This window comes from Undibacterium sp. KW1 (assembly GCF_009937955.1).
Lineage (GTDB): Bacteria > Pseudomonadota > Gammaproteobacteria > Burkholderiales > Burkholderiaceae_D > Undibacterium.
The window spans coordinates 3,745,606-3,759,103 of sequence record NZ_AP018439.1 but is presented as its reverse complement, the minus strand read 5'-3'; the positions used below and the strand labels follow the sequence as shown (position 1 = coordinate 3,759,103).

General features: G+C 50.6%; 9 protein-coding genes. 6 read left to right on the top strand and 3 right to left on the bottom strand.

Annotated elements, in window-relative coordinates; genetic code table 11:
- The first annotated feature begins 146 nt into the window (after positions 1–146).
- The 5 genes from UNDKW_RS16840 to UNDKW_RS16815 all read left to right on the top strand — a co-directional run bounded on the left by UNDKW_RS16840 (position 147) and on the right by UNDKW_RS16815 (position 10,395).
- Complete coding sequence (locus UNDKW_RS16840) at positions 147–7,898, top strand: putative Ig domain-containing protein (protein WP_162059611.1); 7,752 nt, start codon at positions 147–149, stop codon at positions 7,896–7,898.
- 178 nt (positions 7,899–8,076) lie between these two features.
- A complete protein-coding gene (locus tag UNDKW_RS16835) occupies positions 8,077–8,493 on the top strand; it encodes a DUF2946 domain-containing protein (protein WP_162059610.1) in 417 nt (138 codons plus the stop codon).
- A gap of 113 nt (positions 8,494–8,606) precedes the next feature.
- Positions 8,607–9,182: an SCO family protein gene (locus UNDKW_RS16830; protein WP_162059609.1), complete on the top strand. Its 576-nt coding sequence runs from the start codon at positions 8,607–8,609 to the stop codon at positions 9,180–9,182.
- A 22-nt stretch (positions 9,183–9,204) separates the two neighbouring features.
- Positions 9,205–9,654: a copper chaperone PCu(A)C gene (locus UNDKW_RS16825; RefSeq protein WP_162059608.1), complete on the top strand. Its 450-nt coding sequence runs from the start codon at positions 9,205–9,207 to the stop codon at positions 9,652–9,654.
- A gap of 210 nt (positions 9,655–9,864) precedes the next feature.
- Positions 9,865–10,395: a YcnI family protein gene (locus tag UNDKW_RS16815; RefSeq protein WP_174247600.1), complete on the top strand. Its 531-nt coding sequence runs from the start codon at positions 9,865–9,867 to the stop codon at positions 10,393–10,395.
- Between the two features lie 106 nt (positions 10,396–10,501).
- On the opposite strand, the gene UNDKW_RS16810 is transcribed toward UNDKW_RS16815, so the two are convergent.
- Positions 10,502–10,921: an organic hydroperoxide resistance protein gene (locus UNDKW_RS16810; RefSeq protein WP_162059606.1), complete on the bottom strand. Its 420-nt coding sequence runs from the start codon at positions 10,919–10,921 to the stop codon at positions 10,502–10,504.
- Between the two features lie 256 nt (positions 10,922–11,177).
- Positions 11,178–11,630: a MarR family winged helix-turn-helix transcriptional regulator gene (locus tag UNDKW_RS16805; RefSeq protein ID WP_162042109.1), complete on the bottom strand. Its 453-nt coding sequence runs from the start codon at positions 11,628–11,630 to the stop codon at positions 11,178–11,180.
- A 179-nt stretch (positions 11,631–11,809) separates the two neighbouring features.
- On the opposite strand from UNDKW_RS16805, the gene pyrF reads away from it, so the two are divergent.
- The gene (pyrF, locus tag UNDKW_RS16800) at positions 11,810–12,631 is read left to right on the top strand and encodes an orotidine-5'-phosphate decarboxylase (protein WP_162059605.1); all 822 of its coding nucleotides are present in this window, start codon (positions 11,810–11,812) and stop codon (positions 12,629–12,631) included.
- Between the two features lie 6 nt (positions 12,632–12,637).
- On the opposite strand, the gene UNDKW_RS16795 is transcribed toward pyrF, so the two are convergent.
- Positions 12,638–13,399, bottom strand: coding sequence for an ABC transporter substrate-binding protein (locus tag UNDKW_RS16795; RefSeq protein WP_162059604.1), 762 nt, complete (start codon positions 13,397–13,399; stop codon positions 12,638–12,640).
- Between the last annotated feature and the right edge of the window lie 99 nt (positions 13,400–13,498).

The window sequence follows — 13,498 nt, the reverse complement described above, 5'->3', positions numbered from 1 at the left end:
TAACGCACGAGCTATTATATGAAAAAAATTTGTATGGATCATCAAATAGAATTTACACATCAGGTAAGGATGACTATTCGGTTATTGACGTGCATAGTTTCTTTACAAATGATGGTGTTCACGAGGTATACAGTTTTCCGGGAGTTATGTCTGACCCTGATATCATTGATGTTGGCAGTATTTCCGACGGTGGTGCTGGCAATGACAAGATTCTGGCTTCCCTGGGTAATGACACAGTCAGCGGTGGCAAGGGTGATGACTATATCTGGGGCCGTGGCGGTGCAGACGTCTTGAATGGCAATGATGGCAAGGACTATATCTGGGGTGATAGTTCCCCTGCTAATTATCTCGATCTTCTCGATGGCAGCAAAATGGACGCATGGAAAGTCAAATCTTCTCTGCATGCTGCCGATTTGATCGATGGCGGCAAGGGTAACGATATTCTATTCGGCCAGGGTGGCGCAGACACTGTCCTGGGTGGTGAAGGTGATGACGATATCTATGGTGATGATGTCTATGATAATTTGACGCCACTCAGCGTGCATGGCAATGACTCTCTTGATGGCGGTGACGGTAATGACACCCTCACTGGCGGTGGTCGTGACGACAGGCTTGATGGTGGCAAGGGGGATGATGTCTTGTGGGGAGATGGCTACGTCGATGGTAAAAAAATACTCGACGCAGACTTGCATGGATCAGATTATCTTGACGGTGGTGAAGGTAATGACACTCTCGTCGGCGGCGGTCGTTCAGATACCTTGTATGGTGGCACTGGCAATGACCAGATGTATGGTGATGATGGTTTCATCAGTATGGAAAAGCTGGGCAGCAATTATGGCAATGACTACCTTGATGGCCAGGCTGGTGACGACGTTGTTGATGGTGGTGGCGGCAATGATACTGTCATCGGTGGTGACGGCGACGACGTGCTGTACGGCGACAATGGCAGTGAAAGCGTAGAAGTCAACGATCAGGGCGATGACTTCTTGGTAGGTGGCAAGGGTAATGACCACATCAAAGGCGATGGCGGTGATGATACGCTGGATGGTGGCATTGGTGTTGATGTGCTTGAAGGTGGTGCCGGTGCCGATACCTATCGTTTCAATATAGGTGATTCACAAACCATACAGAATATGACCGATGGCATAGAGGATAATGCTGGCGCTAACATTATAGAGTTTGGTGCTGGCATTGCGGTGGCTGATTTGAAAGCTACTGAATCTGGCTCGGGTGACATGATACTTCGTTACTCACAAAGTGATGCCATCATCATCAAAGGGGGAATGAATGGAACCATTGCTATCTACAAGTTTGCTGATGGACGCGTAATCACGAACCAGCAACTGCTTGAAGCTAACCACCTCGGTGGCATGGATGTAGAGTCAAATACAGAAAGTGATACCGTTGTTGGTGGCTTTGGTAATGACCATATCACTGCCAATGGTGGCAAATCTACCATCACAGGCGGCGCGGGTGACGACAAAATTACTGGCCGCAACGGTAATAATGCTTATATCTTCAAAAAAGGCGATGGTGCTGATGAGATCAATGACGCTGGCTTGAGTTCTAATGGTCAAACAGCCATCGGCGGTAACCGCATTATCATGGGCGCCGGCATCGCTGCGAGTGATATCAGCCTGACGACTTCAGGTGGCTCCTTGCAACTGAACCTGGCCTCAGGCGATTCGATCAAATTGTCTGCAACGAACATTCAAGATCTGCAAGCCAGCCACGCGCTTGATGCGGTGGTGTTTGCTGACAACAGCAGCGTGACGTATGCTGATTTGCTGGCCAAGGGTGTTGATATCCGACAGGCCACATCTGTCAATGGCGACAATGCCATGCAAGGCACCTCAGTTGATGACCGCATTTACGGCACCTATGGCAATGACAAGATGCTGGCTGGTGCCGGTAATGACAGCTTGTATGGTGGTGAAGCCGATACCATGGACGGCGGTCTGGGTAATGATACTTACTACATAGCTCAATCTAACAGTACGCCTGTCAATGTTTTCATCAATGATGCTGGCGGTAGCTCTGTATTGAATCTGGGTGCAGGCTTTAGCAGTGCTGATTTCAAGCTTGCAGCTGCTACAAGTCCCAAAGACCTGGTGTTCAAGAGCGGCAACAACACCATCACCCTGCAAAACGGTGCTGCCAGTCTGGGTAACATCAGCAGCATCAGCTTTAGTAATGGCGTGGTCCTGAATAAGGATGCCATTGCCAAAATGAACCTGCCTGCTGCCATTGATGGTACGCCGGGTAATGACCAACTCAAAGCTGGCGAAGGTGATGCATTGATACATGGTCGCGCTGGTGACGACAATATTACTGGCGGGGCGGGTAATGATCTGATTTTTGGAGATGATGGCAACGATACCTTGCGTGGTGGCGACGGCAATGATCGCTTGTTTGGCGGTGAGGATGATGACTTCATAGAAGGTGGTCTTGGCAATAATGTGCTGGGTGGAGATTACGGCAATGACACGCTCATAGATGGCAGTGGTAATGGCATATTGCTCGGCGGTTATGGTGATGATACTTACCAGGGCGGTGCCGGTAACGATAGATTGATTGATGACTTTGGCAGTGATACCTATGTGTTCAATCGCGGTGACGGTAAAGACGTCATTGCAGATGGAACTTACAGTTTCCATGACAATATGTCAGCCGACGTCATACGCTTTGGTGCAGGAATTACTGCGGAAGATTTGCAGGTCAGTGTGAGCCAGGATGGCAGGGACTTGGTCGTTGCCTATGGCGGCGGCGACCAGATCACCATACTTGGTGGCGCAGACGGTGCTATTGAAACCTACGAATTTGCCAATGGCGTAGTGCTGACTCATGAAGATTTGCTGGCCAGCAGGGCTGAAGTGCAAAACCTGACCGGCAATAGTGAAAAAAACAGGCTGGTGGGCGCAAAGGGAAATGACCTGCTCAACGGCCTTGATGGTGAAGATACGCTCAAAGGTGCTGGCGGTGATGACACTTTACTGGGAGGCACTGGTAACGATACTTATATCTACAGGACTGGCGATGGCGTAGATACCATTATTGACGCTGAAGGGACCAGCACCATCAAATTTGGCGCGGGCATACAAATCTCAGACTTACGCGGACACCTGGTGAAAAATGCTGGTGAGAGTTATCTGCAAGTGCAGATAGGGAGTAATGGTGACCAGATATTGCTGAAAGACGGTTTGAGCCTGGCCAATACCATTTTCAAATTTGCTGATGATAGTGTACTTAGTCACGACCAGTTCATGGATCGCTTGTATGCAGACTCTGTAAGCCTTACCGGTACTGGCAATGAGGACATATTGTACGGTGGTAAAGGCGATGATGCTCTTGATGGTGGTGCTGGCGATGACATACTCGTTGGTGGTCACGGCATGGATACCTATATGTTGGGTTTCGGTAGTGGTCAGGATGTGATTAGAGAGGTTGCAGGTGAAACTAATCTGGTTAGCCTCAAGGCGGGAGTTGCGTTAAGTGATTTAGCAGTACAACGGCAGGGCGATAATTTGTATATTGGCCTCGCCGGTGGCGCAGACGGTTTGACCGTTAATAATTACTTTTCTACGAGTATGAATTGGAACGTCAAGACGGTGGCCGGAGTCTCTGCCTCGCTGACTAGCCTTGCCGTGACTTCAACGTCTGTTCCGGCTGGAACAAGCAGTGCGCAAAAAAATGATGCATACCGAACCAACTTCATGGGCGCACATCAAAAATTTATGTCCGCCAATCAAAAGGCTAGCGGGACTGTTGTTCACCACTGGTGGGATGGTGATATGTGGGTAACTGCAACGAATACAACGACCGTATTGGCGATGACGACTACAAAGACTGTATCAGATGAGGCTGAGATTGCGGCGTTTGACCCCGATGTGAATGTGCAAACCACGAAGATTTCTGATCATATAGCTACTCAGGAGATCAAGGTCAGCCAAAATACTTCTTTCCAAAGCGACGCAACCTTTGTGCGCAGAATTGATTTGGATGAAGTGGCAAAGTCAAATGGGAGTTTTATCACTCCTGCAAATGCTACGCCGGTTTATGTCGATAAAATTGATCCAGCGACCGGCGTTATTAAGAAAGAGCCAGGTTATTTTAATTTGTACCAGAATCTGCAATCAGTCAATGTGGTCGTTCCCGTGGTAGCTAGCAGGAAGACGCGATATTACGAGACCAGTACAAAAATAGCTATGAGTGTGGAAGATATACGAGCCGGTAACTCAGATAATCATATCTTGTATGCTGGCGCTGCGGGCGGTAGATATGGTTATCAGCATGTTGATGCTGGCGGCGGAGACGATTTTGTTGACAGTGGCATTGATAAATTTGCACCAGTCAGTGAATTGGTTGGATTTGATCTGGCAGACCCAGATATGCGTGTTTTTGACTCTACACCTGGGGATTTGAAATCAGTATATTACGTTAATGATAATGGCATGTCTGGTAGCTTTGTGTATGGCGGAGCTGGCAACGACACTATCTTGGGCTCGTATGGCAGGGATGAAATTATTGGTGGAACAGGTGATGATTTCATGAATGGCGCTGCGCAGGGAGACTGGTATCGCTTATTTGCTGGTGACGAGGGTTGGGATGTCATTTATGATTCAGGAATCAGTGAAAGCAGCAAAACTAAGTCTCCTGGTGAGTTTTCTGTTGATGTCGATATTGATCAAAGTACGCTTCCAAAAGACACAGTTATCTTTGAAGCCGGTATTAATCTGTCCGACCTCAAATTCACCTGGGGCAGGTTCGAAGCAGACACACCTCATCAAACCCTGAATATCTCTTGGGGTGGCAAGGGTGTGAGTATCGTACTCGCCAATGAGCAGGATGCCACTGGTTTCGGTGTCGAGCTCTTCGAATTTGCCGACGGTACTAAGTTCACTCTTGCGGATATGATAGCGCATGCACCAGCGAGACCAATGTTGGGTGCCAATACAGCCCCGGTTGCAATCGGTTCCATCGCTTTGCAAAAAGTGGCAGAGAACAAAGTTTTCAGCTTCACCTTGCCTGATGGCCTCTTCAGCGACGCGGATGTGGGGGACATTCTTACTTATAGTTTGAGTCTTGGTAATGGCGATGCCTTGCCAGCTTGGCTCAAGTTTGATCCGGCAACCAGAAAGTTGAGCGGCACACCAAGTCACGATGACATAGGTGAACTGGCCATTCGCGTGACCGCAAAAGATGGCGGCCAACTGACAACCAGCCTGGACTTCAGCTTGAGCGTGACGGCTGCAGTAGCAATCAATACCGCACCAGAAGTGAAAGCCAGTCTCGCAGATCAGGCACTGACGGAGACAAAAGCGTTTAGCCTGGTCATTCCAGATACGCTCTTTGTTGATGCCGATGCAGGCGACATACTCACCTACAGCGCCACACTGGCCAATGGTAGCCCTCTGCCAAGCTGGCTGACGTTTGATGCAGTCACCAGGACGCTGAGCGGTACACCTGATCATGCTGCTGTCGGCGATCTGGCCTTGTCCGTTTCCGTCAAAGACAAAGGTGGTTTGACAGCTAAAACGGCGTTGAATTTGCATGTGGCAGATTTTGTCCCACCAAATACAGTACCAGTGGCAGCCAAGACTCTGACAGATCAAAGCCTGACAGAAAAAGCTGTCTTCAGCTTTACCTTGCCTGCGGGCACCTTCACAGATGCCGATGCAGGCGATGTACTGACCTACAGCGCTACACTGGCAAACGGCAGCCCGCTGCCAAGCTGGCTGACATTTGACGCTGCCACCAAAACCCTCAGTGGCACACCGGATCACGCTGCCGTAGGTGACCTGTCCCTGTCCATCTCAGTCAAGGACAAAGGTGGTCTCACAGCTAAAACAACGTTGAACTTGCACGTGGCAGACTATGTCGCACCAAATACAGCACCAGTGGCAGCCAAGACCCTGACAGATCAAAGCCTGACAGAAAAAGCCGTCTTCAGCTTTGCCTTGCCGGCAGGCACCTTCACCGATGCCGACGCAGGTGACGTACTGACTTACAGCGCCACACTGGCAAACGGCAGCCCGCTGCCAGGCTGGCTGACATTTGATGCTGTCACCAAAACCCTGAGCGGTACGCCTGATCAAGCTGCTGTGGGAGACTTGTCCGTCACTATCCAGGCCAAAGACAAAGGCGGCCTGACAGCCACAAACAAACTCGTCCTGCATATTGCGGGTGCAGCACCTGGTGGTCTCACCGGCACCGATGCCGCAGATGTCTTGACTGGCACCACTGCTGCCGATGTCATGAGTGGCGGCGCTGGTGCCGATACCCTCTCCGCTGGTGCCGGCAACGACAGTCTAACTGGCGGTGCAGGCAATGACCTCTTGAATGGTGATGCAGGTGACGACCAGTACTACTATGCCCAAGGTGATGGCCTTGACTTCATCAGCGATACAGCCGGTGTTGACAGCCTCAATTTCGCCAGTGGCTTAAGCCTCGACAACCTCATCGGTTCGGTAGCGACAGTAGGCAATAAGAAAATTGCCCAAATCCGCGCGATTACTGCAACTGGTGATGCAAGCCAGGGTATCGACTTTGAAGTCACTCTCGATGCACAAGGCAAAGTCATTTCCCCTATCGAGAAATTCATCCTCTCCGATGGCAAACAAGTCAGTTGGGATGACCTGCTGGTCAAACAGGTCACTGTCAATGGCGGTAATGCTGCCGAAGTTGTGCGTGGTGGCCGTAACGACGATACCATCTTTGGTGTGGATGGCAATGACACGCTGTATGGTGGCTACGGCAACGACAAGCTCGATGGTGGCAATGGCGAAGACGTTGCCTACGGCGGTGTCGGCAATGACCGCCTCTACGGTCAAAGCGGTAACGACGCCCTGTATGGCGAAGACGGTGACGACCTGCTCGATGGCAGTAGCGGTAACGACACCCTCGACGGTGGCAATGGCAACGACACGCTTGATGGTGGCGATGGCATCGACATCCTGTATGGCCGTGCCGGAGACGACAAACTCACCGGCAGCAATGGCAATGACATGCTCGATGGCGGTGACGGCAACGACACCATTGATGGCGGTGATCAGGACGACACCTTGTACGGTGGCAATGGCGACGACACCATCAGCGCAGGTTATGGCAATGACTACGTCAATGGCGGCAACGGCATCGACACCATCACCCTCGCCAACGGCAATGACGTCGCACAAGGTGGTGCAGGCAATGATGTCATCACCGGCGACTATGGCAACAAGCTGGTCGATGGTGGTGACGGTGATGATGTGATCACCATGAACGTCGGCAACCACTGGTATGCCGGTGGCAAAGGCAATGACACCATAGACCCAGGTCAGGGCCTCAATGTATTTGCCTTCAACCGTGGTGACGGTGCAGACATCTACAAAAACAACAAGGTCAATGGCAATACGATCTCTCTTGGCAAAGGCATCAAATATGCCGACCTGTCACTGAGCAAGGCTGGCATGGACCTGGTGCTCAACCTGGGCCAGGGCGACAGCATCACCCTCAAGGACTGGTACACCAATCAGGGCTTGCGTGGTGTGGATCGCCTGCAATTCATCACCGAGGGTGGAGACTACGATGCTGCATCAACTGACAAGACCAAGAACAGCAAAGTTGAAGTATTTGACTTTAGCAAACTGGTTCAGAAGTTTGATGCCAGCCTGGCGGCCACACCAAGCCTGAACCAGTGGGCAGTCATGAGTTCCATGCTCGATGCGCATCTGTATGGATCGAATACGGTTGCCATTGGCGGTGACCTCAGTTATCAGTATGGTTTGAACGGCAACCTGACCGGTATCGGTTTGAGCGTCGTGCAGACCAGCCTGGCAGCCAATGACTTTAACAATAACAAGGGCCAGACTTTGCACAATAGGCCGCAACTGGAAACGGGGGCTTTGTTGTTGATGTGAGTTTGATCTGTATTTGATCTATGTCTGATCTGAAACTTGTTTTGAACAAGCGCTAATGAGCAGGACGGGAGGGCTGGTCACAAGACCAGCCCTTTTTGTTTTTTTGTGCAAGTGCAAACCTGCGATTCATTTACCCGCATATTTTTTTGAATGATGCAGGTTTTGTTATAATCTGCCCATGCGCATTTCTTCCTTATTCCGGCACCTGACGATATGGCTTGCATGTCTTGCCTTGTTGTTCAATGGTTTGCTGCCTGCCATGGCTGGCGGGATGGGGGCGGGCGTGCCTGTTGTCATCGCGCCTGGGGTGGTCGAGGTTTGTAGTGTCGAGGGTGTCAAGCTGGTTGATGCCGTGACGGGCAAGCTGATCAAGCTGGTTGCGGGCAAGTCTGCGCAAGACAAGCAGCATATGGCGGCGCATTGTGCTTATTGTGTGCCGCATGCAGGGCTTGATTTTGTGTTGCCTGGCGCTTTGTCTAGCCCGCCAGAGGGCAAGTTGGCCGAGGCAGCGCCTTTGTTGTTTTATCAATCTCCCCACGTTTTATTCATCTGGACGGCGGCGCAGCCGCGTGGCCCGCCTCTCCATCTGGTTTGATTCTCACTGCTGTTTTACCCCTTGTTCACCTGTTTTGTTGGTGAGCAGGTAAGACGATATCAATCCATCATCTCATTATGATTAATGACGATGAATGAAGAAAAGACATCAACATGAAACGTCGTTCTGTACTGACGCTGCTGGGCAGCCTGTCTTTGCTGGCTTGCAGCCACACGCCTGTGACTTTTACAGGCATTGATATTACGGGTGCCAATTATGCCAATGATTTTCATCTGCGCGGGCATGATGGCAAGGACTACAGCCTTGCCAGTTTCAAGGGTAAGCATCTGCTGATATTTTTTGGTTTTACCCAGTGCCCTGATATTTGCCCAACGGCCCTGAGCCGTGCAGTGCAAATACGCAAATTGCTGGGAGACAAGGCTGAGCAATTGCAGGTTATTTTCATTACCATAGACCCGGAAAGAGATACCCCTGAATTGCTGGCACAATACATGAAAGCATTTGACCCGAGCTTTTTGGGCCTGTATGGCGACATGAAAGAGACGCAGGAAGTGGCCGCAGCTTTCAAGGTGTTTTACCAGAAGGTGCCCAGCGGCAGCTCTTATACCATGGACCATACCGCAATCAGCTATGTGTTTGATGACAAAGGCAAGATACGCCTGGCATTGAAGCATGAACAAACCGCAGAGCAATGTGCAGCAGACTTGCGCACACTGATGACTGCCTGAATTACATTAAAGGAAAAACACGATGAACAAAATCAATCAAATCATGATGGCGGTAGCTACTACTGTATTTGCAATCTCCGCACAGGCGCAGGTCACAGTCAGTGATGCCTGGGTGCGTGCCACGGTTGCGCAGCAAAAGGCGACAGGTGCTTTCATGCAGATCAAGTCCGTCAAGGATGTACGCCTGCTGGAAGTGCGCTCGCCAGTCGCGGGTGTGGCTGAACTCCATAAAATGGAAATGACCGACAATATGATGAAGATGCGTCCCGTCGATGGCCTGGACCTGCCTGCAGGCAAGCTGGTGGAACTCAAACCCGGCTCTTACCACATCATGCTGCTGGATTTGAAGGCACAGGTCAAGGAGGGGGATGTGGTGCCTGTGACCCTGGTTGTAGAAGGCAAGGACAAGAAGCGTGAAACCCTGGAGATCAAGGCTATTGCCAAGCCCCTGAACCAGGCAACACAGCATTGATGGGGGCAATATGAGTACAAGCAGAAGAGCAGGGCGGAGCAGTTTTATCAAGCTGCTGCAGTGCTTTAATGTTGCGGCAATCTGCGCACTGGCAGTGTGGCATGCCTATGCATTTTATTTGCATCAGGCCATGTCGCGCGTCGCCAGGCCAGCGGTGATAGAGTTTTTGCCATTGCCTGCACATCAGCAAACTACCCCGAGGATAATCACATGAAAAAATTTCTGTTTATCAGCATGTTCACCGCAAGTAGCCTGCTGGCGCAGGCAGCCCATGCCCACGTCACGCTGGAGCAGGCTACTGCCGCCGCAGGCACCTACCATAAGCTGACATTCAAAATCGGCCATGGTTGTGAGGGCAGTGCCACTAATGCGGTCAGGGTCAGCATTCCTGAAAATGTCAGCGGTGCCAAACCCATGCCCAAGGCGGGCTGGAAAATCGATACCAGCATACAGCCGCTCAGCGTGCCTTATAACTCACACGGTAAAACTATCACTCAGGATGTGCGTGAAGTCAGCTGGACTGGTGGCCCCTTGCCTGATGCTTATTATGATGAGTTTTCGATACAGGTGAAATTGCCAGAGAAAGCAGGCAAGGTGTATTTCAAGGTGACACAGTTATGTGAAAAAGGCAGGCTGGACTGGGTGGAAATCCCGGCAGATGGCCAGACTGCCAAGGGCTTGAAAACACCAGCGCCAGTGTTGGAGGTTCTGGAAAAAGCGGAAGCCGGGCATCATCATTAAGTATTTTGATACGCTTAAAAAATCCCCAGTCATGACATCACGATTGGGGATTTTTTCTTATTCAATTGCTGACACCTGAGTTGTCAGGCGAGTCTGACACCTGAACTTACAGGATATTCAAAGTCACTTCGATATTGCCGCGTGTGGCATTGGAATAGGGGCAAACTTCATGTGCCTTGTGTACCAGTGCTTCTGCTGCTGCGCGGTCCATGCCAGGCAGGCTGACGTTCAGGGTCACCGCCAGTCCAAAGCCGCCTTTACCATTTGGGCCTATGCCCACCAGACCATTGATGGAGACATCTGCTGGCAGGGCGATTTTGCCAGCGGCGGCAACAAATTTCATCGCGCCGATAAAGCAGGCGGAATAACCGGCAGCAAACAATTGCTCAGGATTAGTGCCTTCGCCACCTGCGCCACCAAGTTCTTTTGGTGTTGTCAGTTTGACGGAAAGTTGATTGTCGCTGGAAACGGCACGGCCATCACGACCGCCAGTTGCTGTTGCGTTTGCTGTGTAAAGTACTTGCATGATGAACTCCTGATTTAATTTGCTGGGTTATTTGGGGTTTGCTGCATTTGTTTCCTGGTTTTTTCTTACGACTATCAAGTCGATGGATGAACTATAGCGAACAATTTAATTGTGCGCAATCTAAATTGTGATTGTTTTTTTCTATCATCGCGATAGCATGCGAATAACAGCTTAGTACAAACGAAGGAAAATATTAAGAATTTTTTAACTCATGGGTTTGGTCACCCATAACTTGAAAATTCAAGGATTTAATAACTCAAGGATTTAATAACTCATTACGCAAATCACTGAGCTGGCTGCGCAATTCCATCAGGGTCTCTTTGCTTTGCCCACTGGCACAGAGGATTTTTTGCGGGATGTCGAGGGCGGCATTGCGCAATTCCCTGCCTGATGGCGTCAGGGTGATCCTTACCTGGCGCTCGTCAGTCTCATCACGATGCCTTTGCAGCATGCCATTGGCTTCCAGGCGCTTCAGCAGAGGTGTCAGCGTGCCTGAGTCAAGGAACAGGGCATGGCCTATGTCTTTGACCAGCACATCATCCTGCTCCCACAAGACCAGCATGACCAGGTATTGCGGATAGGTCAGGCCCAAGGCATCGAGCATGGGCTTGTAAGCCTTGGTCAGCGCCAGGGACGACGAATACAGGGCAAAGCAGAATTGGTTTTCCAGTGCCAGCATGTTGATGGGTGTTTCTGCGGGTGTTTTCATTTTGGCACTCTGGCAAATTCGTAAATGGATGATATGCAGGCATGATAAACAGTTTTTGCCAGCAATGCGGCACTTCTGCAAAGTATGGGCATCGTCTTTTGCGCAGCCTGGCAAGACGCACAAGGTATAATGTCGGCCATTGCGCGTGCGCCGCCACGCCCCACTGTAAGAGGTAAACCGTGACTTTCATAGAAAAACTTTCCGCTGCCTGGACAGCCAATAATTCGCTGTTGTGCGTAGGCCTGGACCCTGATGTCAGCCGCTTCCCTGCTGATCTGGCCGGTAAGCCGGATGCTATTTATACATTCTGTAAAACCGTGGTTGATGCGACTGCTGACCTTGGTTGCTCCTTTAAACCACAGATTGCCTATTTTGCCGCCCTGCGCGCAGAAGATCAGCTCGAAGAAATCTGCCGTTATATCAAGACTACCTATCCAAATATTCCGGTGATACTTGATGCCAAGCGTGGCGACATCGGCGCAACAGCAGAGCAATATGCACGTGAAGCTTTCGAGCGCTATGACGCCGACGCAGTGACAGTCAATCCTTACATGGGTTTTGATTCAGTTGCGCCTTACCTGGAATGGAAAGACCGTGGTGCCATCGTGCTGTGCCGCACTTCCAATGCAGGCGGCTCTGATCTGCAATTTCTTGATGTCGGTGGCAAACCGCTGTATCAACATGTGGCACAACTGGTGGCGGATAAATGGAATACCAATGGCCAGTGTGCGCTGGTGGTGGGGGCTACCTTCCCGAAAGAACTCGCGCAGGTGCGCTCTGTCATCGATGACATGCCTTTGCTGGTGCCGGGCATAGGTGCGCAGGGCGGTGATATTGCAGCGACTGTGCAGGCAGGTAAAACAGCAACTGGCACAGGCATGATGATCAATTCTTCACGCGCCATTTTGTATGCCCAGCCAGCAGTTGGTGAAAGTGCTGCTGATGCCGTTCGCCGTGTAGCGCTGGAAACGCGCGATGCAATCAACCTGCATCGCCAATAAAAAGCTTTACCGGGGTGTCACGACATCCCGGTATTTTTTGTATATCAAATCGTAGTAGCCATTCTGTTTGAGTTGTTTCAGCACCTGATCAAGCTCGTCCCTTAATGGCTCAAGATGCGCCTTTTTGGCGAAGCCGAAAAAGGTTTCCTGTTCCTGTACGACAGGGTAAAGCACCTTGAAATCATTCAGCAGCCCCATCTTCTTCATTTCATGTATTGCCCCCGCATGGTTGCTGATGAGGATGTCGAAGCGTTGCGCCAGCACCATTCTGATAGCGCTGGTCTGGTCGCTGGCGAGTTCCACATTCAGAACACCACTCTTGATGAATTCATCAAATCTGCTGCCATAGCTGATGCCTCTGACTGCGCCAAACCGGTAAGGGGCGAGGCGCGCTAGTTCTCCGTCAAAATTGATATTACTGTCATTCCTGGCCCACAGGCTGATAGTGAGCTGCAAGACTGCTTCATTGCTGTAGATGATGTATTTCTCACGTTCAGGAGTCTTGAAGACGGTGAAGATACCGTCGGCTTCGCCATTCTTTATCATCTCCAGGCTGCGCCGCATGGGGTAGATATTGATGCTGACCTGATGGCCCATGAGGCGAAAAGCTTCCCTGACGATATCGACGGCTATGCCTTTGACTTCACCTTGTTCTATATACTCGTAGGGGGGATAACTCAGACTCGCCAGTTTGAACGTGGCGGCAAAACAAATAGAGCAGGAAAGGGCCAGCAAGATTGCCAGCAGGGAGTGGGAAATGGTGCGCATCTTGTTACCTCTTTCAGATGCCACACTCATCAAAAGATGCTTTGAAATTTCAGATGGCAATGAGTCTGTTCGGAAGAAGTAGACTCATTGCCTGAAGCA